The sequence below is a fragment of the Paenibacillus polymyxa genome, from assembly GCF_015710975.1.
GTDB classification, from domain to species: Bacteria; Bacillota; Bacilli; order Paenibacillales; family Paenibacillaceae; genus Paenibacillus; species Paenibacillus polymyxa.
On sequence record NZ_CP049783.1, the window covers coordinates 2685821 to 2707930 of the forward strand.

General features: G+C 44.5%; 17 protein-coding genes and 1 pseudogene. 16 read left to right on the plus strand and 2 right to left on the minus strand.

All coding sequences use genetic code 11. The annotated features are described in order from the left end of the window. The first annotated feature begins 350 nt into the window (after positions 1–350). The 7 genes and pseudogenes from G7035_RS11945 (at position 351) to G7035_RS11975 (ending at position 7147) form a co-directional block, all read left to right on the plus strand. The gene (locus tag G7035_RS11945) at positions 351–989 is read left to right on the plus strand and encodes a glycoside hydrolase family 11 protein (RefSeq protein WP_017425612.1); all 639 of its coding nucleotides are present in this window, start codon (positions 351–353) and stop codon (positions 987–989) included. A 103-nt stretch (positions 990–1092) separates the two neighbouring features. Continuing rightward, positions 1093–1251, plus strand: a pseudogene (locus tag G7035_RS11950) (SUMF1/EgtB/PvdO family nonheme iron enzyme); the annotation flags it as partial. A 131-nt stretch (positions 1252–1382) separates the two neighbouring features. Then, the gene (locus G7035_RS11955; protein WP_019688688.1) at positions 1383–2387 is read left to right on the plus strand and encodes a LacI family DNA-binding transcriptional regulator; all 1005 of its coding nucleotides are present in this window, start codon (positions 1383–1385) and stop codon (positions 2385–2387) included. Positions 2388–2550: 163 nt separating this feature from the next. Further along, complete coding sequence (locus tag G7035_RS11960) at positions 2551–3876, plus strand: ABC transporter substrate-binding protein (protein WP_016820424.1); 1326 nt, start codon at positions 2551–2553, stop codon at positions 3874–3876. A gap of 60 nt (positions 3877–3936) precedes the next feature. After that, positions 3937–4821, plus strand: a complete 885-nt coding sequence (locus G7035_RS11965) for a carbohydrate ABC transporter permease (protein WP_016820423.1) — start codon at positions 3937–3939, stop codon at positions 4819–4821. Next, a complete protein-coding gene (locus G7035_RS11970; protein ID WP_019688687.1) occupies positions 4821–5648 on the plus strand; it encodes a carbohydrate ABC transporter permease in 828 nt (275 codons plus the stop codon). The genes G7035_RS11965 and G7035_RS11970 overlap by 1 nt, the downstream gene beginning before the upstream one ends. Before the next feature lie 35 nt (positions 5649–5683). After that, entirely contained in the window at positions 5684–7147 is a 1464-nt protein-coding gene (locus G7035_RS11975; RefSeq protein WP_019688686.1) for a glycoside hydrolase family 32 protein, read from the plus strand. Between the two features lie 75 nt (positions 7148–7222). Here the strand turns inward: G7035_RS11975 and G7035_RS11980 are convergent, their stop codons facing one another. Continuing rightward, a complete protein-coding gene (locus tag G7035_RS11980; protein WP_019688685.1) occupies positions 7223–8422 on the minus strand; it encodes a macrolide family glycosyltransferase in 1200 nt (399 codons plus the stop codon). Between the two features lie 238 nt (positions 8423–8660). Here G7035_RS11980 and G7035_RS11985 point away from each other — a divergent pair, with 238 nt between their 5' ends. From G7035_RS11985 to G7035_RS12020, 8 genes are all read left to right on the plus strand, one after another. Further along, positions 8661–8855: an H-type small acid-soluble spore protein gene (locus tag G7035_RS11985; protein WP_016820419.1), complete on the plus strand. Its 195-nt coding sequence runs from the start codon at positions 8661–8663 to the stop codon at positions 8853–8855. 18 nt (positions 8856–8873) lie between these two features. After that, entirely contained in the window at positions 8874–9044 is a 171-nt protein-coding gene (locus G7035_RS11990) for a hypothetical protein (protein ID WP_013373210.1), read from the plus strand. A gap of 252 nt (positions 9045–9296) precedes the next feature. Then, positions 9297–10529 carry a sensor histidine kinase gene (locus G7035_RS11995; protein ID WP_019688684.1) on the plus strand — a complete coding sequence of 411 codons (1233 nt, stop codon included), beginning with the start codon at positions 9297–9299 and terminating at the stop codon, positions 10527–10529. Further along, positions 10526–11176: a response regulator gene (locus G7035_RS12000; RefSeq protein ID WP_016820417.1), complete on the plus strand. Its 651-nt coding sequence runs from the start codon at positions 10526–10528 to the stop codon at positions 11174–11176. Before G7035_RS11995 ends, G7035_RS12000 begins: the two co-directional genes overlap by 4 nt. Before the next feature lie 173 nt (positions 11177–11349). Further along, on the plus strand, positions 11350–12771 hold the full coding sequence (locus G7035_RS12005) for an efflux RND transporter periplasmic adaptor subunit (RefSeq protein ID WP_019688683.1): 1422 nt from the start codon (positions 11350–11352) through the stop codon (positions 12769–12771). Then, entirely contained in the window at positions 12768–15878 is a 3111-nt protein-coding gene (locus tag G7035_RS12010; protein WP_019688682.1) for an efflux RND transporter permease subunit, read from the plus strand. The genes G7035_RS12005 and G7035_RS12010 overlap by 4 nt, the downstream gene beginning before the upstream one ends. Positions 15879–16030: 152 nt before the next feature. Then, positions 16031–16492: a MarR family winged helix-turn-helix transcriptional regulator gene (locus G7035_RS12015; RefSeq protein ID WP_016820414.1), complete on the plus strand. Its 462-nt coding sequence runs from the start codon at positions 16031–16033 to the stop codon at positions 16490–16492. After that, complete coding sequence (locus G7035_RS12020; RefSeq protein ID WP_019688681.1) at positions 16479–17516, plus strand: threonine aldolase family protein; 1038 nt, start codon at positions 16479–16481, stop codon at positions 17514–17516. Before G7035_RS12015 ends, G7035_RS12020 begins: the two co-directional genes overlap by 14 nt. Before the next feature lie 227 nt (positions 17517–17743). On the opposite strand, the gene G7035_RS12025 is transcribed toward G7035_RS12020, so the two are convergent. Next, a complete protein-coding gene (locus G7035_RS12025; protein WP_016820412.1) occupies positions 17744–18583 on the minus strand; it encodes a helix-turn-helix transcriptional regulator in 840 nt (279 codons plus the stop codon). A gap of 187 nt (positions 18584–18770) precedes the next feature. Between G7035_RS12025 and G7035_RS12030 the strand changes: the two genes are divergently transcribed. After that, positions 18771–22088: a pectinesterase family protein gene (locus G7035_RS12030; RefSeq protein WP_019688680.1), complete on the plus strand. Its 3318-nt coding sequence runs from the start codon at positions 18771–18773 to the stop codon at positions 22086–22088. Positions 22089–22110: the final 22 nt, after the last annotated feature.

A 22110-nucleotide genomic window follows, 5' to 3' on the forward strand; every position in this document is an offset into this window, starting at 1 on the left:
TTACGCAGAGTGAGGGCGCGGCGGCCAAAGAACTCTATATTCCTGTCGTTCGTTTCATGCAGTCCACGGAGCGAAAAAACTGTGTGCCAAATCCAAGATGGCATGTACACATCATGAGCCGCTACGCTGGCGCTGCACTATTTTAAAACTTAAGGAAATCTAAACATAATAGAGTTTAATGTTTAATTTGTCGAGTTTTTATGTAAATGCTATCATTATATAATTTTACTTAGAAAGGAGGTGAAAGTAAGAAAACACGGAATATGGTACACATAAGCGATGTACTGCAACAGAGAATCGACTGAAAAGCAGGTGTAGAATGCAAATATAAAAATTTCAGGAGGTAAAGTATGTTTAAGTTTAGTAAGAAAATGTTAACAGTAGTTCTTGCAGCTTCCATGAGTTTTGGGGTGTTTGCAACAACCTCAAGTGCAGCGACAGACTATTGGCAAAATTGGACCGATGGCGGTGGGACGGTCAATGCTGTTAATGGATCAGGCGGTAATTACAGCGTAACATGGAAGGATACCGGGAATTTTGTTGTCGGTAAAGGCTGGACTACTGGATCGCCCAACAGAACGATTAACTACAATGCCGGTGTCTGGGCGCCGTCTGGTAATGGATATTTGGCTCTCTACGGGTGGACGAGAAACTCACTCATCGAATACTACGTCGTGGATAGCTGGGGAACTTATCGACCTACCGGAACGTATAAAGGTACGGTGACCAGTGATGGAGGCACATATGACATCTACACAACAATGCGATACGACGCACCTTCCATTGAAGGCCAAAAAACGACGTTTATTCAGTACTGGAGTGTTCGACAGACGAAGAGACCGACCGGGGGCAACTCCACGATCACTTTCAGCAACCACGTGAACGCATGGGCGAGCAAAGGAATGCATCTGGGGAACAACTGGTCTTACCAAGTGTTAGCAACAGAAGGATATCAGAGTAGTGGAAGCTCTAACGTAACGGTGTGGTAACCACTCAACTGCAAACGGTTCAACGAACGGGAGCGATTGGCATTTCGTCACGGGGAAAGCAGGATGAGGGCTCATAAACGTATTACAACATAAACAAGGTAATAACGCCGGAGACAAATACTTATCTGGAAACTGGAACTGGGCTATCATAGAGAGCAACAATAATAAAACAAAATCGATCGGTACACGAAAACCCAACGAATTAGGAATTTGCGATATGTCTGGCAATGTAAAGGAATGGTGTTGGGATTGTTACGGAGACTAAAGGGATACGGTAGTTAATGAAACAGCGACAGTTGAGGACGAGTTCTCAACTGTCGCTGTTTTCATGTCTGAGAAGCACATAATACCTAAGGTTGTCGAAATGGTGAGGAGAGGGTATAGTTTACATGTATGTATTTTGTTCGGGAAGAGGTTCATATGGCAACAATTCATGATGTGGCGTTAAAAGCGGGCGTGTCGGTCACTACAGTATCCCGTGTAATGAATAACCGGGGCTATATCAGCGAAGTTACACGCAAAAAAGTGTTCGATGCAATGGAAGAGCTTAATTATCAACCAAATGAAATAGCACGATCCCTGCTACGCAAGCAGTCCAATATCATCGGTCTTATTATTCCCAATGTCTCGCATCCTTTCTTTAGTGAGCTTGCTAATCAGGTGGAGTATTATGCCTATCAGCAGGGGTGCAAGGTTCTACTCTGCAATTCGCATATGGACCCTGTGAAGGAAAAAGTGTATATCGATATGTTAAAACGAAACCGGGTAGACGGCATCATTATGGGTAGCCATACCTTGGAAGTAGAAGAGTACCGACATTTGAATTCACCAATTGTGACATTTGACAGACAGATTGATCCACAAATCCCGTACATATCTTCGGAAAATTATCGCGGAGGTGAGCTGGCTACGGAACTGCTCATTCGCAAAGGGTGCCAGAAAATTGCGCATATATGTGGAAATCTGGAGCTGAACATGCTGTCCAATGAGCGGACCACAGCTTTCCGGGATGTCGTGAACAGGAATAGTGTCGAGCATGTAATCGTTCAAACAGACCTGAATGTGTTCGACCAAAAGGAGTACGAGCGATTGATTTCCAAACTCGTTCATGAACATCCAGATGTGGATGGGGTGTTTGCAACAAGCGATATTATTGCAGCTTTTGCGCTGAAAGAATATATCCGCGCCGGACGGCATGTACCGGAGAATGTGCGTATTGTAGGCTTCGATGACGTGAGCGCTGCTTCCTGGCTGACGCCTGAACTTACATCGGTAAGACAGCCAATTGCAGAGATCGGCAGGTTGGCGGTCGAGCTGATTCGTAGACAGGCAGAGGGAAAGCAGGTACAGCCTGTTAATCGGCTGCCTGTTGAACTGATTGAGCGTGCAACGACCTGAATGAAATCTGTTCCTCTAACAAGGGGAACAGATTTTTTTTAGAAAATGTTAAAGGTTTAACATGTCAAACGATTGACATAGAATGATTCTTTGACATATAATCCGTTTGTAAGCGTTTTATTTAAGCGTTCAGAGCCATTACAGAAATAGGGGGATGACAACAGTGAGGAAATTCAAAAGAGTTCAATGGATGGTAATGCTGCTTCTTTTGGTTATGGTGGTGTCTGCATGCGGCGGCTCCGGAGGAGAAGGCAATTCAGCTTCTGGAGGGGGATCAGCGGATTCAGGAAATGTGAAAATTACACTTTTGAACTCTAAGGGTGAAATCCTTTCACAACTTGAGGATGCCGCCAAGGCGTTCCAGAAAGACAATCCCGGCATTACTGTTGAAATCCAGCCGGTTCCGGCCGGTGGATCGCCTTTTGAGCGTGCCTCTGCATTGTATGCATCCGGAAACCCGCCGACCATGATCATGCTTGATACAGGTGATGTGGAGAAATTCAAGGATCGTATCCTCGATCTAAGCGGAGAAAAGTGGAATGCGGACACTGTTGAAAACGCTACCACAACGACGACGTTTGACGGTAAAAATTACGCGTTTCCGCTGGCTGTTGAAGGCTACGGATTCATCTACAACAAAGCGGTTGTTGATAAAGCGGTAGGCGGAAGCTTTGACCCCACCACAATTAAAACCCGAAATGATCTTGAAAAGCTGTTTCAGCAAATCGAGGCATCTGGGAAGAAAGCATTGGTGATTTCACCAATGGATTGGTCCCTAGGCGCTCATTATTTGCCACTTGCTTATGCAGGCCAGAACAAAGACATGGCTGAAGTGGACAAATTTATGGCATCACTGAAAGCGGGCCAGGCTAACTTGGCTACCAATCCAGTATTTAACGGACTTATGGATACATTCGACGTCATGATGAAATACAATATCGATCAGGCTTCCCCACTGGCAGGCGCTTATGAGCGTGGACCAGAACTGCTTGGCAAAGGCGAAGTTGGTATTTGGTTCATGGGCAACTGGGCATGGCCGCAAATCAGCGGTTTTGATACGGCTAACAAAGAATATGGTTTCTTGCCTGTACCCATCAGCAACAATGCTGATGACTACGGTAATCAGGAAATTTCATCCGCTGTTTCCAAACGTATTGTCATTGACAAGGAGAAGAGTACGCCGGAGCAGCAAGAGGCAGCGAAGAAGTTCCTGAACTGGATCGTCTATGATGCGAAAGGTCAGGATTTCCTCGTAAACAAAGCGAACATTATCCCAGCGTTCAAAAATATTACACTGCCTGCGGCCGATCCACTTGGCAAATCCATTCAGGATTATATTGCAAAAGGCAAGTCAGAGCAGTCGATGAGCTTGCTGCCGGCCGATCACTGGTCTAAGCTAGGATCTTCCATGCAAAAATATCTGGCGAAGCAGGGCGATCGCGCAACACTGGCTAAGGAAATCGAAAACTACTGGAAAAGCGTAAAATAAGGCTTATTTCAAATTACCCGGAAATAGAGAGAGAAATCCGAAACAAAGAGAGGGATCACCATGATTGCGGAAAAAGGAGTATGGAACCGGCTACGGACACGGCTGCTGTTCACCGGACCAACCTTGTTTGCCTTCATAACGGTAATGATCATTCCATTTTTGTACGGCATTTATCTGACGTTCACAAATTGGGATGGTATTTCCACGACACTAACGCTGGTTGGCATCCAAAACTATCTGGCCGTTTTTCGGGATATTGAGTTTTGGAAATCGTTCGCCTTGACGCTCAAATATGTATTTTATACCGTTGTTCTTATCAATGTTATCGCTTTTATGCTGGCTTATGTGCTGACTAAAGGGTTAAAAGGACAGAGTATTTTCCGGGCAGGATTTTTCCTGCCCAACCTTGTCGGCGGTATTGTACTCGGTTTTATCTGGCAGTTCATCTTCAACAACGTGCTTGTCTATTTGGGACAACATGCCGACATTCAGGCGCTCAGCACGACTTGGCTGGCTGATCCTGACAAAGCGTTCTGGACACTCGTGATTGTAACCGTGTGGCAGAACGCGGGTTACATGATGGTCATTTATATTGCAGGTTTGACGGGTGTGCCGAATGATATTATGGAGGCTGCAAGCATTGACGGGGCGAGCAGCTGGACTAGACTGCGGAAAATGGTGCTGCCCTTGATGGTTCCTTCTTTCATCGTATGTATATTTTTGTCCCTGCAGCGTGGATTTATGGTCTATGACGTCAACCTTGCGCTCACGAAAGGCGGGCCGTTCAGTAGTACTCAAATGGTGTCGATGCATGTGTATGAAAAGGCATTCCTTTCCCGTGACTATGGTGTGGGGCAGGCAGAAGCATTCGTACTGTTCCTGATGGTTGCTCTCATCACTCTGCTCCAGGTTTATTTTAGCAAGAAGTTGGAGGTGGAGGCGTAATGGCAAGCAAAAAAATCGCTTCCTCCATGATCAAATTCATTGTGCTAACAGTCCTACTCATATTATTCATCGTACCGTTCGTCTTTCTGCTGATCAATTCGTTCAAGGAAAATATAGCGATTACCTCGAATCCGTTATCGCTTCCAGAGAGCTTCAATATGACCAACTATATGAATGCATTTGATAAAATGAATTATATCACTGCATTCACTAACTCATTGGTCATAACGGTGTTAAGTGTCTTGTTTATCTCCCTGTTCGCGGCGATGACGGCTCATTATTTTGTCAGAAACAATACCAAGTTCAACCAATATACATTTATGCTGATGGTAGCTTCCATGATTATTCCATTCCAGGCCATCATGATTCCATTGGTGAAAATTTACGGCTCACTTGATCTGCTGAACAGCAAATGGTCGCTGATTTACATGTATATCGGTTTTGGTAGCTCGCTGGCCGTCTTCATTTATCATGGATTCGTAAAGAGTATTCCGAAGGAACTGGAGGAAGCGGCGCTGATTGACGGCTGCACGCGAATTCAAACCTTCTTCCGAATCGTGTTTCCGGTATTGATGCCTACGACGGCCACTATTTCCATTCTCAATGTACTGTGGATCTGGAATGATTTTCTGCTGCCTTCGCTCATTCTGGTCGATCCTGAGCAAAGGACACTTCCGCTGTCCACATACAACTTTTATGGAACCTACACAGTGGATTATGGGCCATTGATGGCAAGTTTGGTACTCACGATATTTCCGATCATTATCATCTATCTGTTTGCCCAAAAATATATTATTCAGGGTGTTATGCAAGGTTCGATTAAATAACTGTAGGAGTAGGATGCCTTATCAAACATACTAGAGTGTATACGAGAGAAAATGCTGATCAATTTATTTCCCAATCCAAGCATATGCTTCGGCCGGATTATCGGCTGAACTATCATTTAATGGCTGAATTTGGCTGGATGAATGATCCGAACGGTTTCATTCAATATAACGGGCAGTATCACTTGTTCTATCAACATTATCCGTATAAATCGGTGTGGGGACCGATGCACTGGGGACACGCAGTCAGCCGCGATCTTATGAAGTGGGACTATCTACCGGTTGCTTTGGCTCCGGACGGTGAGTTCGACCGGGATGGCTGCTTCTCCGGCAGTGCGGTTGAGCAGGACGGGAAGCTTGTCCTGATGTATACCGGACATGTTGTAACCGGCCCCGACAAAGATCAGGATTACAAGCAGTCACAGGGAATTGCAGTATCAGAAGACGGAGTGACATTCGAAAAGTGGGAGGGCAACCCGGTCATCGGTTATGACGCCATACCGGACACGGTCAGCCGCAAAGATTTTCGTGACCCCAAGGTGTTCAGGCATGAGGACCAATACTACGTCGTTCTTGGTTCTAATGACGCCCAAGGGAACGGGCTTGTACTGCTTTACCGATCTGAAGACCTGAGAAACTGGACGTATGTCAATGTGCTGGCTGTGAGTGACGGACGCTACGGCGATAATTGGGAGTGTCCGGATTTGTTCCCGCTCGGCGATCGGCACGTATTCATGCTGTCTCCACAGCGCATGCCTGCTCAGGGAGAAGCATACCGTAATCTGCATTCCACCATGTACGGTATAGGTGATTTCAATGCGGAGGCTGGAACATTTACGGCAGAGCGGTATGCTCAGGTAGATCACGGATTCGATTTCTATGCCCCGCAGTCAACCTTGGATGATCAAGGGCGGCGTATCATCATCGGATGGATGGATATGTGGGAGTCGGAGATGCCAACCCAGCAGGGACATCATTGGGCAGGTGCGATGAGTCTTCCGCGGGAAGCGGTGATCGACCACGACAGATTGCTGTTCCGTCCGCTTGAAGAGGTGGAGAATTACCGATCCAATCTGTTCGAGCAGCATGATATCTTACTGACAGGCGAGCATATTATGGAAACGTCCGGAGATAGCTACGAGCTGAAGGCGGTATTTGAGTTCGAGGCTGGCCATACGGAGGAATTCGGCTTGAAGCTGAGAGTGGGCGACGAAGAGGAGACGGTACTGTCGTATCGTCCCGATGACGGTCTATTCCGTTTTAACCGTGAGCGTGCCGGTATCGGACCGGGCGGAGAGAGAAGAGTACCCTTGGGCTTACAAGAGGGACGTTTGGAGCTTCGGATTTTCGTCGATAAAAGCTCTGTGGAAATATTCATCGGTGACGGTGAATACGTCCTCACAGGAAGAGTGTATCCCGGAATGGAATCAACAGGTATTCGTGCATTTGCAAGCGGAAAATGTACGTTGGCCTCGTTCCAGAAGTGGGATATTCTCACATAGAATCGCATCACAAACAGGAGCCTGACCGTTGATGGTCAGGTTCCTGTTTTTTGTGGCCATTTTGCTTGTGTAATTTTAGGCGCGCTTATTTTGCAGATAAGCATCAAGATAAGCATCAATTTTGGTGAGGGCTTCTTCTGTACCGCCGGATTGCTGGAAGCTATTATTTATTTTTTGTACGCCCTCTTTATAGGCTGCGTTTGACACGACCTCATGTACGGCATCTCTTAACGATTGTGCATTGATTTGATCTTTAGTTATTCGATAGCCAGCCTGAAGTTCAGTTAACCGCTGTGCGACCATGGGCTGATCTTTGTCCTGAGGCAGCACCACCAAGGGGACATTAAAGTGAATTCCTTCATTCACACTGTTCATTCCACCATGAGTAATAAATACATCTGTATGACGTAATACCTCCAATTGAGGTACATAGGGTGAGATGATAAAGTGCTCAGGGGCTGGATTAATTTTGGTAAAGTCAGCTTTTTCGCCAGCCGCAATCACGACGATGCCTTCAAAATCGGAAAAAGCCTCAATGCAGGTGTTAAAAAAGTCCTCAGTATGGTCTAGAACAGTTCCCATCGAAATATACAAAACCTTTTTACCCTGTAGTCTGTCTAGCGGGTATGAATTTTCTCTTTTGCGCTCCGGGAAGCTGGGGCCAATAAAAAGATGCTCGTCCCCAAATTGTTCACCATTCGGTTGAAAATATCTGCTCGTATATACGACATTCAAAGCTCCTGAATTGTTCATAAATTGAACCAGATCTTTGGGAGCAACACCGAACCTTTCTTTCATGAGATGCAGTGAAGATGTGACTTGTTCATCAGGCTGAAACGGTACTTTAGCGTCGGAGCGGAAGAGATTGGCAGCCATCAGATGATTTGAAATGAGAAAAGATGGGGATGAAGAGATGCCTGGGATATTCAAATAATCTCTTACTAATTCACCAGCTCCGAATCGATCATAGAACACCAAGTCAAATTGAATACGCTCGGACATCTCCTGAGTGATGGCTAAGATGTCCATCGAAGTCTGGATATGAATATTCAAAAATGCGTTCAGTCCTGCCGGAGTGTTGGTATCAATGGAAGCAGTCCTGACCAGATCAGGATGCAGGTGAACCTTCGCTCCAACTGCTTCGAGTCTATTCTTGTATTTCTCAGTTGTAATGTAATGAACCTGGTCCCCTCGTGCTGCAAAGGCTTGCGTGATCCCAAGCGTGGGGTTTACATGTCCTTCTGCCGGAAAATTAACCATTAATACATTTAACATCCATCCTTACTCCTTTCCTTCTCTTTCATTTAAGATGCAGTTTTAACTGAATCTCTCAATCCATAATAACAATAATATTTATTTTTTCAAATGATATCCTTTCATGATTGCGTTTTAAAACAGTCAATATAATTCAAAAGAATAAGGACTAGGGCATGTTAGCATGAAATGTGTATAACAAATATTTACCTCGTGCATAGTAAAGACGAACCTATTTAGCGAGGGAGGTTTTTTCTAAATGAATGTCCAAAGAGCACAAGAAATAGCGTCCTCTTCCATCATGGCAAATGTGTTGTGCGATGGGTTACCCATCTACATTCAGCATGTGAACGAACAACGTGAGACGGCACGGATCTATGCGCTGAACAATCCGGAAGAGGAACGGGAAGTGCCATTGTACGCGTTAACAGAACGAGATCAAACCCTTGAATAGAAAGGAGCGACATGAAAAGTGAAACCCAATCAACAGAAAGAGATCGAGGCAGATCGTTTGAATTTTCGTGATCAGACGGACGATGTGGTCAGAGAAGTACCGGCCACAACAGATGCCAGTGAAGCTGTTGCAGCAATGACCTCGCATATCAATAAATATGATGTACCAGATGAGTTGGAAGAAGAATAGGGAGTGGACAAGCGCGCACAGGATAACCTGTTGCGTGCTTTTTATATGACGTATAATTGGATCGTATCGAACAAAAAGTATTCAATGCCCAAACGTACAAGTGAAGCTGCCCGTGTGTACGTTTTTTTCTTTTCGTTTTTTTGTAAAATAAGTTATACATGATTTCTGTTCAAACGAAATGGACCCGCTGCTTATAGCGGCATTGTCTCTAATAAGTTGAAAAGCATGAATTCAGAATTGTAGGAGGGAATTATGAACGATGAATTCAATGTACAGGTTCAAAATCTAGATCCGGAAATAAGTGCAGGTGAAGTTGAGAACAAGGACATTTCGAAAATATTAACTATTATATGGATTTTTATAATTTATAGTGAGTCTGTCATTCTTCAACATTTGTTCGGTGGTTTATATCTGTTGCAAAGTTCCTTGTTTACTGTAATCATCATATTGCACATCCTCTTGTACTTGCATGCTCATAGAGTTGCAAAATATTTTTCATGGGCTTATTTTGTTGTACAAGGGGGATTGATCTTTGCAAGTGCATTTCTTCTACCTGACAGTTTCTCCATAGTACTGGTGGGGCTAATGCCCGTTTTGGTGGGTCAGAGTATAGGTATTTATTATAAGCCGCTCAAGGTTATTCTTGTATTTTTGATCTCCTATGTGCTTTTTTGTGTGGCTGTGGTCTCTCACAATGAGGGCAGGCAATTTGTGTTGTTCATCCCATTATTTTTTCTAATTGTCGTTGTTATAGTAGCTTATGCGGTTCTTTTTCTCAAACAAGTCAAAGCACGAATCCGCACGCAAAATGTTCTGAAAGAGCTTGAAGCCGCACATCAAAAGGTGGAAGAACTTACAATTGCCAATGAACGACAACGTATGGCTCGTGATCTGCATGATACGCTGGCTCAAGGGCTTGCTGGGCTAATCATGCAGCTTGAAGCTATTGATGCTCATCTGACAAAAGGAAGTACGCAAAGGGCTCAGGAGATCGTCCAACAATCGATGTCACAAGTGCGAAGAACATTGTCTGATTCGAGACGAGCTATAGACAATCTGCGTTCGAAAACCATCTCGGAAGTTGATTTTGTAGAGGCCGTGGAGGAAGAAATACAGCGATTTACTATGGCTACGAGCATTCGAGTAATACGCAACATCAAAATTAAAGCTTCCGTCCCCAGACTGTTGTTCGAACATGGATTGTTTATAATAAGCGAATGTTTAACCAATGTAGCGAAGCATTCACATGCGAATACCGTATGGATTCATATTTTAGATAACGAAGGCAAGATTGAAATCGAGATTCGCGATGATGGCAAAGGATTTGATAAGGATATTATTGCCAAGCAGACAGGACATTACGGAATTATAGGTATGCATGAACGTGTACGGATGCTGGGTGGAAACATAAATATCAACAGTATAGTTCAAGAAGGTACAGCTATAAAAATAGAGGCGCCTCTTACTAAAGGAGACCTATCATGAAATACAAGATTTTAATCGTCGATGATCATTGGGTCGTTAGAGAAGGGTTAAAGCTGGTGTTGGAGACCAATGACAGCTATGAAGTTATTGGTGAAGCCGGAGAAGGTACAACAGCTCTTAAACTGATCGAAGAACTCCAACCGGATGTCATATTGTTGGATTTATATATGCCACAAATGAGTGGTTTGGAAACTATGAAAGCCCTCAGAGAAAAACAAAATGAAACGCCAGTCATTATCCTGACTACCTATAACGAAGATGATCTCATGATTAAAGGACTTTCTTTAGGGGCAAAGGGATATTTGTTAAAAGATACCAGTCGGGAAAACTTATTTCGCACGATTGAGTCAGCACTTAGAGGCGAAACGTTGCTTCAGCCAGAAATAACAGCTAGGGTGTTCGCTGCAACGAATAAGAAAGAAGCCAAGCCAGAGCCGCACGAAAGCAGCTTAGTTCTTACTGATAAGGAAAGGCACATATTAAAGTCGGTTGCACACGGTTTTAAAAGCAAAGAAATTGCCTTTGATATGGGGATTTCCGAGCGTACCGTCAAAGCGCATTTAACGAATATTTATAACAAGCTTGGTGTTGATTCTAGATCCGAAGCCGTTGCTGTTTCGTTGGAGCGTGGTATTTTACAGCTTTAGAGATGTTAACTAAATATATGTTATTTCATTGCCCAGTCGTACATAAGGTGCTTGCCCCTTTGTACGATTTTTTTGTGTGTTCATTGTTATAACATGAAACAAGAAATGAAAAAGTTTACTTGACCCACGGGTTGCTGATAGCACCTTTAGAAGAGAGAATCAGGGAGGATGACATGAAGTTGAAGAGAAAAGGAATCAGGATCATGATTACAGGGATTGCATTAGCTATAGTAGCTTCCGGTTGCTCCAGTGCAACGGAGAACTCTGTAACACAAGCCAGTCACCCGGTAAAAGTAGAGAAGCTTGTAATGAAACCTTTGGCCAATGATTTTAATTTGGCAGGAACATTGCAGGCAAGTAATGAAGCTAGTGTTTCCTTTGAAGCGGATGGACGTATATTGAACACTATGGTTGAGGTAGGGGATTCCGTAGAAAAAGGGAGCGTCCTTGCGAAGTTGGATACATCTGCTTACCAGTTGCAGCTGGATCGGGCCAAGGCAACCATGGAGAAGGCAAAGGCCGGTCTTAGCCAAGCGGAGGCTTCTGTTCAATCGGCACAGGCGGGTATTCATAGTTCGCAATCCCAGGTCGATGCGGCCCAATCGAAATTGCAGGAATTGAACAATGGCGCCAAAAAACAGGAAATTGCCCAGTCACAAAATGCGGTTACTGCGGCAACCAATGCTTACAATAAGAAAAAGGCGGATGCCGCACGGACACAGAGCCTGTTCCAGGCAGGCGCAGCATCATTGTCGGAAAATGAGAATGCACAGCTGGAATTAACGAATGCACAAAAAAGTTTAAGTGACGCACAAGAGCAGCTGTCTCTCTTGCTTGCAGGCGCCTCGCAGGAACAACGTACCCAGGCTTCAGCTGGTATAGAGCAGGCCAGAGCAGGGCTGGAGACCGCTATTGCTACGAAACAGCAAGGGCTAGCCAGTAAAGCTCAGGCGCAAGCTACCTACGAGGATGCATTGGCTGCTTATGAACAGTCATCCTTGTCACTTAAAAAAGCGACTTTAACCTCCCCGATCACGGGCGTGGTCATTGAAAAAAAAGTAGCCGATGGTCAACTGGGCTCCAGTGGAAGTGAGGCATTCATTGTCGGGAATATCAAGACCTTAAAAGTACTTCTGCCCGTACCGGATAGCGAAATCTTATCATGGAAGAAAAACCAAAAAGTAAATATTTCTCTCTATGATGAAATTAGAACAGGGACTGTTACTCAGATCTATCCATCCACGAATACCAAAACGGGCAGTATTAATGTGGAAGTTAGCATTCCTAATCCTGAACTGAATTGGAAACCTGGTCAAGTCATCAGCGCATCTAAAAGTGTGAATCAAGCGGAAGCACTGTTAGTGCCTGTGGAAGCCGTGATTAGCAATGGAAGTGACCCTTATATATTTAAAGCTGTGAATGGTAAGGCTGTTAAAACCACGATTAAAGTGGGAAAAGTGACGAATAATCAATTCGAAGTTCTCTCCGGACTACAGGCAGGCGATCAAATCGTTACACAAGGAGCAGGAACCTTATTTAATGGCGATTTAATTGGGAATGATGTGCTTGGGAAATCGGAGGAGTCGTCCGAATGATTAAATATATTGTTAAAAAGCAGAAAATTACGCTTATTTTCTTTGGCATGTGCATACTGCTAGGGCTCTTCAATTTTACATCATTACCCAAACAGGAGCAGCCTGATGTTATTCCTATGACAGCTAGTGTTACAACGATCTATCCGGGTGCCTCACCTGAAAGAATCGAGCAAACCATTACTAAGATCATGGAACAGAAAATTAAAGCTGTGCAAGGTGTCAAAACGATTTCCTCTACTTCATCGAAAGGCCAATCCAGTATCATCATAGAAGCTTTGAATGATGCGGACCCGACCAAAGTATGGGCTGATCTTCGTACGAAGGTAGAGGATGCACAATCTGAGCTTCCAGAGGATGCGATGCAGCCTATGATCAATGATAGCATGACTAGCTCTTTCATTGGTTCATATGCGATTACTTCTGATAAGGTTGAGGATTTATATTCGTTAAATGAATTAATGAACAAATGGAAAGATCAATTAAAAACAGTCCCTGGTATTTCGCAGGTCAATATTCAAGGAGTACCCGAGCAAGAGGTACGAGTTAGTTTAGACACGCAAAAGATGCAACAATATAACCTCTCCTGGGAGCAGGTTGTCCAAGCGATCAAGGATGAGAATGATAGAGTACCTACAGGAAGTATGGATTTCAATGAGCGTACTTATCAGCTGACGGTAAATGCCTCAACGGACCCATCGATTCTGAATAACGTCCAGATTTCAAGCAATGACGATGGATTTCCGATATCTTTGAAGGATATAGGTACTGCCTCGCTTGTTTTTAAAAAAGCAGCTAGTTATACGTATGTGAATACCAAGCCTGCTATTTCGATCAGTGTAAGCGGGGATATAGGAACGGATGTGCCGACGGTATCCAAAGCAACAACAGCTAAAATCAATCAGCTTGCGAGCAGTTTGCCGAAGAATGTACATTTTGAACTGCTTTTTGCACAAAATGATCGAGTGAGTGATATATTTGGAAACCTGACCAAAGAGATGATTATTGCTATTTTATCGGTCATTGTGATATGTACTTTAGGTTTGAATTTGCTAACTTCTGCATTTGTAGCGTTGGCCATTCCTGTTTCCATCGCCATCGGCTTTATTTTCTTGCCCATGACAGGAACTACGCTGAATCAAATATCAGTCATCGGACTCATCATCGTGCTAGGGATATTGGTTGATGATGCGGTCGTGGTCAATGACAACATTGAACGCCGACGCTCTGAATTTGGGGAAAATGCTACGGAGGCAGCCATTAAAGGAACCAAAGAGGTATCCTTATCGATCGTTACAGCTACGCTAGCTACGGTTGCAGCATTTGCCCCGCTGTTATTCCTGCCGGGTAATATCGGAGACTTTATTAAACCGATCCCTACCGTTATTTCGTTAACCATGCTGGCTTCCATGATTATGTCGCTAACGATTATTCCTATTTTCCGCCAATGGTATGATCAACGTCGTAAAGGAAAAGAGAGGAACCAAACCGTTAAGCCACCTGGGCTTCTGGGGCATCAAATCCAGTCTCTATCCAATGTGTACTCTAAAAACTGGATGCCAAAAATACTACGGCGTCCACTTTTAACAGCGCTGGTTGGTCTTATGATGGGTACAGCCGCTTATGGACTACTTGCGGTTGTTCCCATTCAACTATTCCCAGAATCCGATCAAGCAGATGCCACCATCAGCGTAACGATGCCAGAAGGAACGTCGTTGCAGGCAACCAATCGGGTTATTAACGAGATTGGCATGTGGGTCAAAAAACAACCAGAAACAGAACGGCTGTCGGCAACGGCAGGTGGAGGAGCGCCTCAGATGTATAGCGATGTTGCAGGCGGTCACGGCTCCGGGGGAGCGGTCAACGGTCAACTTGCTGTCGTTGGAAAAGAGGGGCTATTCGATCTCCAAAAAACAGTGGATAGCTGGACTCATACGCTTCAAGCCAAATATCCATCTGCATTGATCAGCATTCGGGTTCCTCAATTAGGCATCCCGGTCGGCAGTGCGGTGTCTATCCGTATGAAGGGAGAAGACATTGATAAACTGCAAAACATGACAGCTAAAGTCAAAGAAATGGTTGCGGCGACCCCCGGAGCTGTAGATGTGACCGATAATATGGGAATGCAAAGCTATAATCTGAATTTCCAAGTCAATCCACAAGCATTGGATAAATATCGGGTTAGCTATTCCAATTTGACACGTACGCTGCTGTTAATGGGTGACGGAGTTAATGTAACGGATTTTGATACAGGTAAGGAACTACTGGATATCAATATATACATGAATAAACCAAACGATGATCCTGAGGTATTGTTCCAGCAATTAAGTGTAACCAATGCGGCAAAAGAGCAAATTCCCTTATCCCAGTTAGTCACGATGAAACCGGACTTTTCCATTCAGCAAATCCACCGCTATGATTTGGAGCGGACAGTAACGATCTCAGCCAATGCAAATGGGCGTACGGCTACAGAACTTACTAATGACATCCGTAGCAAACTAACCCATACACAGTTTGAACCAGGCTATACCTGGGAGATGGGCGGAGAAACATCCGCGCAATCTGATATTTTTACAGATCTGGGCAAGTTAGCTATTATTGTTGTGTTTCTCATCCTGCTCTTGATCACGATGCAGTTTTACTCCGTCTCCACACCGTTCATTATTATGACCACTGTGTATCTGGCAGCGGCAGGCGGAATTCTTGGAAGCTTTATTTCAGGCATGCCAATTGGATTCATGAGTATTATGGGTATCATTTCACTGGCCGGTATCGTCGTGCGCAACGGTATTGTGTTGATAGAGTTTATTGAAGATGCGCGGCGTGAAGGAGCCGAACTGACAGACGCAATTCTTATGGCATGTTCTGCCCGTTTCCGTCCGATCTTGCTTACTTCGCTAACTGCGATTGTGGGTATGATCCCTATTGCCACAATAGGGGAAATCCTCTTCAAACCGTTGGCAACGACCATTATTTTTGGACTGATCTTTTCGACCATTTTAACCTTGTTTGTTGTACCGACTCTGTATATGGTCGTAGCTCATCTGAAGCTGAAGCGGAAGCAGAAGCAGGAAAAGTCTATAAATACCGATAGCTCATTGACCATGTAGGTAAATACAGATAAGAATATACTGCAATTTTTCTTATAAATACGGATCGTACATGAGGCGAATGTCTTTATGTACGATCTTTTTATTTGTTGACAGAGTCAACAAATATCATTACTATAATTGTTGCAAAAGTCCACTAAATAGGGGGAGTTATGGTCAATATCGATGCTAATATCATAGCGGATATGAGGCGTTTTAATCGGTTCTATACGAATTTACTTGGTGTTTTAGACAGACATGTGCTGGATAGCGGATATTCCTTTACCGAGGCACGTGTCATTATAGAGATCGGGTTGATCGAACCGTGTATTGCGAATACTCTGGTCGAATCTCTTCAAATTGATCGCAGCTATATGAGCAGGATCATTGCTAAATTTTGCAAAGAGGGCTTTCTTGTTAAGGAAAATTCAACGTTGGATAATAGAACAAATCTAATTCGTCTGACACCCAAAGGAAAAACGTTCTACAACCAATTGAATGAAAGATCTGATGAACAAATTCTAAGATTAGTTCAAGGACTTTCAGAAGAAGAGATTACAGAATTACATGCATCTATGTTGTTAATTCAGAAGAAATTGGATATTTCGGAGAGGATACAGAATGATACGATTTGAATGCGACTATACCGAAGGTGCTCATGAGCGTATTTTAAAGCGACTACTGGAGACGAATGAGGAACAAACCCCAGGCTATGGTGTGGACGATCATTGTGAAAAAGCCAAATCTTATATTAAAAAAGCATGTGACTCCGAAAATGCGGATGTACACTTTTTGGTTGGAGGTACACAGACCAATACAACGGTCATTTCTTCGATTTTGCGTCCGCATCAAGGTGTCATTGCGGCAACTTCTGGGCATATTGCTGTGCATGAGACCGGAGCAATTGAGGCTACTGGACATAAAGTACTGACATTGCCAAGCGAGGATGGGAAAATCCGGGGTGAACAGGTAAAGGAACTGTACGACGCTCACTGGAGTGATTCTGCTCCTGAGCATTGTGTACAGCCCGGGATGGTTTATATTTCTCAACCGACCGAGAATGGAACGATCTATAGCCGATCGGAGCTGGAAGTGTTAAGTAAAGTCTGTCGTGAATATGGTTTACCGCTGTTTATAGATGGAGCCCGCTTAGGCTATGGTTTGGTTGCAGAGGATAGTGATGCATCTTTGGCAGATATAGCCAAGCTGTGCGATGTGTTTTATATAGGCGGCACTAAAATTGGAGCAATGATGGGCGAAGCCGTAGTTATCCTAAATGATGCTTTGAAACAAGATTTCAGATACATGATCAAGCAAAAAGGAGGGCTGCTGGCTAAGGGGAGAATGCTGGGCATTCAGTTTGAAACGCTGTTTGAAGACGGTTTATACTTTGAGATTTCCAAACACGCCATAGATATGGCCATGCTGCTGCAAAAAGGATTATCCGAGCAAGGATTTTCTTTCCAATATCATTCAACAACCAATCAGCAGTTTCCGATTATTGCAGATCGTATATTACAGGCATTGAGCGAAAAATATACTTACTCCTTTTGGGAAAAGACTGATGATACCCATACTGCTGTTCGATTCTGCACCAGTTGGGCCACAAAGAAAGAAAATATTGAAATGCTGCTACAGGATATCAAAGCATTACAATAAAGGTCATGGATAAACGATGAATATCATCTTGAAATTATAGAATGGATGATGTAATAGGCCATACTTCGTTGCATACATTGCAGCGAAGTATGGCTTTTTTGTTATGTAATTTACCTAATCCAAGTGGCTTGTCTTTAGTTCCATGAAAGAGCAAGCAGATATAAAAATGGAAAAACAAGACAAGAGTGGATGTATAAAATTAACGCCTAATTATTTACACTGAATACCTATCGAACCTGTTTACGGTATTGAAGAGGGGAGAGTCCGGTTATTTTTTTAAAGATTTTATTAAAATGTGAGGCATGACCGAAGCCGACATCCTCCGCAATGTGCTGGATTTTGTCTTTGGTAGTTCGCAGTCTGGTTTGAGCCGCCCTGACCCTCACTACGCGGATGTACTCGCTGAAATGAAAGCCAGTCAATTTCAGAAAGATGCGGCTTAGGTAAGCCGGACTAATAAAAAAGCAGGCGGCCACTTGTTCGAGAGTTAACGGCTCATTGAAATGGTCCTGAATAAAAGACGAGATTTCTGTGATTTTCTGATGCATGGGATGAGAGGAAACAAGTTCACTACGCTCGGCCGCTTCCGATCGGTGCACCAGGATAAGCATTTCCAGCAGCAAATGCTGTACACAGCGGTCATGCAGAGGCTGCTTATTCCTACATTCGGTATTCATTTGTAGGAACAGCCGTTCAACTTCGACTTGCTCTCTAGCCGGTAAGCGAAGCAATGCAGATTGCTGGTACGGCGGTAGATCCAGAATGTCATGATCCTGCTGTGGGAGAAACGTCGGGGAAAAATGAATCAAAATGCGTTCTGTTTCCTCCAATTGTGTACTGGCGGTAGAGTGTAAGTCATGAGGGAGGATGAATATCAGATCGCCCTTGCGAGCGGTGTATACCTTGCCGTTCATAAAGTAGATGCGTTCGCCCTGCAGCAAAAAATACAGCTCATAATTGTCATGAACATGAGGTCTGGGCATAACGGTGAAGCCGGTACGGTAGATGTGATGAATGGAGAATTGTTGTTCTCCGATGACATATTTGTCTTCCTTCATTTCATTCATGTGCTTCTTCCTTTGCCAATTAAGATAAGTAAGCGCATTCATATATCCATAGTATATATGACACCTGCCCACGGTAAAAGCGGAAAAGATTGATGAAAGGAGGTGAAGACACTTCTGAACGTCTCGGATCATTCTTTTATAAAAGTATGCGCTGATGTGAAAGAAAATCTTAGGGAGGAAACAGAATATGAGCAAGCAGCGTACATGGAGAAAGGTGCTATGTAATGTGGTTGTGGGTTCAATGTTGTTGACCTTGTGCCCACCATTGATCCAAGCAGAGACTGCGGTAGGGACAGAGATGGGGAAAGTGGAGAAAGTAGAAAATATAGCGACGAATATCCCGGCGTTTCCGGGGGCTGAAGGTGGCGGTAAATATGTTACCGGTGGACGCGGAGGTGAAGTATACGAAGTTACCACGCTGGCAGACTACGGCAAAGGTGAGCAGGTGATCCCCGGATCTCTTCGTGCAGCGGTCAGCTCCGATAATCGGACGGTCGTATTCCGGGTGGGTGGAACCATTCATCTGAAGGAGCCACTTAAAATCCTGGGCAACAACCTGACGGTTGCAGGTCAGACAGCTCCTGGCGATGGTATAACTGTAAGCGATTACACGACAGGGATTGATGCAGATAACGTTATTCTCCGTTACCTGCGTTTTCGATTAACCGACCGTTATCCCAGTGAGGATGACGCATTAGGATCCAGATATCATAAAAACATTATGATTGATCACTGTTCCTTTAGCTGGTCTGTGGATGAGGTACTGAGTCTGTACGATAACGTAAATACGACGGTACAATGGTCCATTGCGTCCGAAAGTATGCTAATGACCACGCACCAAAAAGGTCGCCACGGCTATGGCGGCATATGGGGTGGTCGAAATTCCACCTATCATCATAACTTGTTGGCACACAATGCAAGCCGCAACCCGCGTTTCCCAACCGATAAAAAACAAATCGACGCTGTGGAAATGACCAATAATGTCATTTATAACTGGGGATTTTTCTCTTCCTATGGCGGCGGTGAAGGATCGTATAATGTGCTGAATAACTATTATAAGTATGGCCCCAACACATATAAAGACGTTCGCGGTCAAATCTTTGTAGACGTGGGAAGTAAAAAATATAAAACACGCATGTTTATTGGTGGCAACTACATGTACGGCAACGAATCGGTTACTAAGGACAACTGGCAGCTTGGAACATCCATTGGATCGATTATTGACCCTTCCACTCGTTTGGCAGAGCCGATTGAAGTCAGAGGGGAATACGACAACGGAATTTCACCAGATGCGTATGGACCATATCAGGCGGCAGATGCGCAGACCGCATATACTGAGGTGCTCGCCGGCTCAGGAGCCACACTGCCAAGAAGAGATGCGGTGGACGCTCGAATTATGAATGATGTGAAGAATGGAACGGGTGCGTTTATCAACTCCCCGCGTGAAGCAGGCTGGATTTACGATGATTATAGCGTAACCACCACGGAGCTTACTGACAGTGATCATGATGGTATACCGGATGAATGGGAACGCGCTCATGGGCTGGACCCCAATAATGCTGACGACCGCAACGGTCAGGAGCTTGCCGGTACAGGCGAGTATGCTCATTTTGCCAAGGGCTATACGAATTTAGAGGTTTATTTAAATGATCTCATTGAGAAGCTGTCCAATGGCAGTGAGGTGGATAATCCGGAGGCCTTCGTTCAGGTATCGGATGAAGGTGGACGTTCACTGAAGCATAACGATATTTTGGAAGCCGGACGTGATGCGACCATAACTGCAACGGCCAAGGATCAAGATGGCATTGCTCACGTTGAATTTGTCATTGACGGTAAACTTGCTGGAAAAGTAGAGGGTGCGCCTTATCAAATCAGTTGGAATCATGTGACGGACGGCACCCATTACATTATTGCACGGGTGACAGACCGCAAGGGGACTGCTACATTTTCCAATCCTGTCACCATCCATGTCAACACGACTGCACCAACGGGGAACTGGCTCAGCGAAGAGGTTGGCTCTGATGGTAACGATGGCTATATCAAAGGGCATACTCAGGTATTAAAAGAAGATGCAAACAGCAGCAGTATCCGACTGAAATCGGCGGGGGATATTGACGGAAAAGCTGATCTTTTCCATTATGCTTATCAGAAATGGGAGGGAGACGGTGAAATTACAGCTCGTGTGGAGAAGATTACCCCTGTGGATGATAATGCCGAGGCAGGGGTAATGATTCGTGAATCGCTGAAGCCTGGATCAAAAATGGCCTTTATGTCTTTAGCATTTGTTAAATATGGTAAACAGGGGATTCTTATCAGTCGTGATCAAACAGATGGTAAAACCACGCGTGCGTCAATGGAGACGTTTATTCCAACGCCATATTCGGTTCGTCTTGTGCGACAGGGGCAAAAGCTTACCGGATGGGTATCCGCAGACGGTGTGACGAACTGGGAGAAGGTTGGTGAAACCGTTATAGATTTGCCGGATTATCAACCGCTATTGTTCGGGTTAGCTACTGATGCATCCAAACAACAAAATGAAGTGTGGAATTACAATACGTCGGAATTCAGCAATGTTAAGGTCCGCAAGCTAACAGACTCAGGAGGAACTTCTCCCACTAGTGTGGTTGTATCGACCTATGGCCCTGCTGACTACATCTCTCTCCAGGCAGCTATTGATGCAGTCCCTGACAACAGCAACACAAGGACTGTTATCCATCTCAAAAACGGTACGTACCGTGAAAAAATAAAGGTGAATTCCTCCAAAAAAAATCTGAGTATTATCGGGGAAGATCGGGATAAAACGATCATTGCTTTTGATGATACGGCCAAGACCGTAGTGGACGGAAAAGAATTAGGAACGAGCAATAGCTATACTATGCGTGTGCAAAGTCCTGACTTTGTGTTGGAAAATGTGACGGTCGCCAACACAGAAGGGACCGGGCAGGTGCAGGCTGTAGCGTTATATGCCGAAGGTGATCGTGGAAAGTATCACAATGTCAAAATTACTGGCCTACAGGATACACTGCTCGTGAACCGTGGCAGACAATATTTTAAGGACAGTTACATCAGTGGCAGTGTAGATTTTATATTTGGCAATGCCCCTGCCGTGTTTGATAATTCGATCATACACAGCCTGCGTGCCGGATACGTAACAGCCGCTTCAACGGAAGAGAACCAGCCAGGTTTTGTATTTACTCAGTGTCGTCTGACAACCGAAGCTGGCTTGACAGGCAAGGTGGATCTTGGGCGACCATGGCGTCCTTACGCACATGTTACTTTTTTGAAAACCTATATGGATGACCATATCAAGCCAGGTGGTTGGAACAATTGGGGTAAGGAATCCAATGAGCAGACTGCAAGATTTGGAGAGTACGATAACTTTGGACCAGGTGCAGAAAGCAGCGGGCGTGTACCTTGGGCCAAACAGCTTACGGCTGACGAAGCAAACCAGTACACTGTTGAAGCTGTTCTGAGCGGGACAGATCATTGGAATTGGCGTCTATAATTGTATATTCAATAGATAAGCG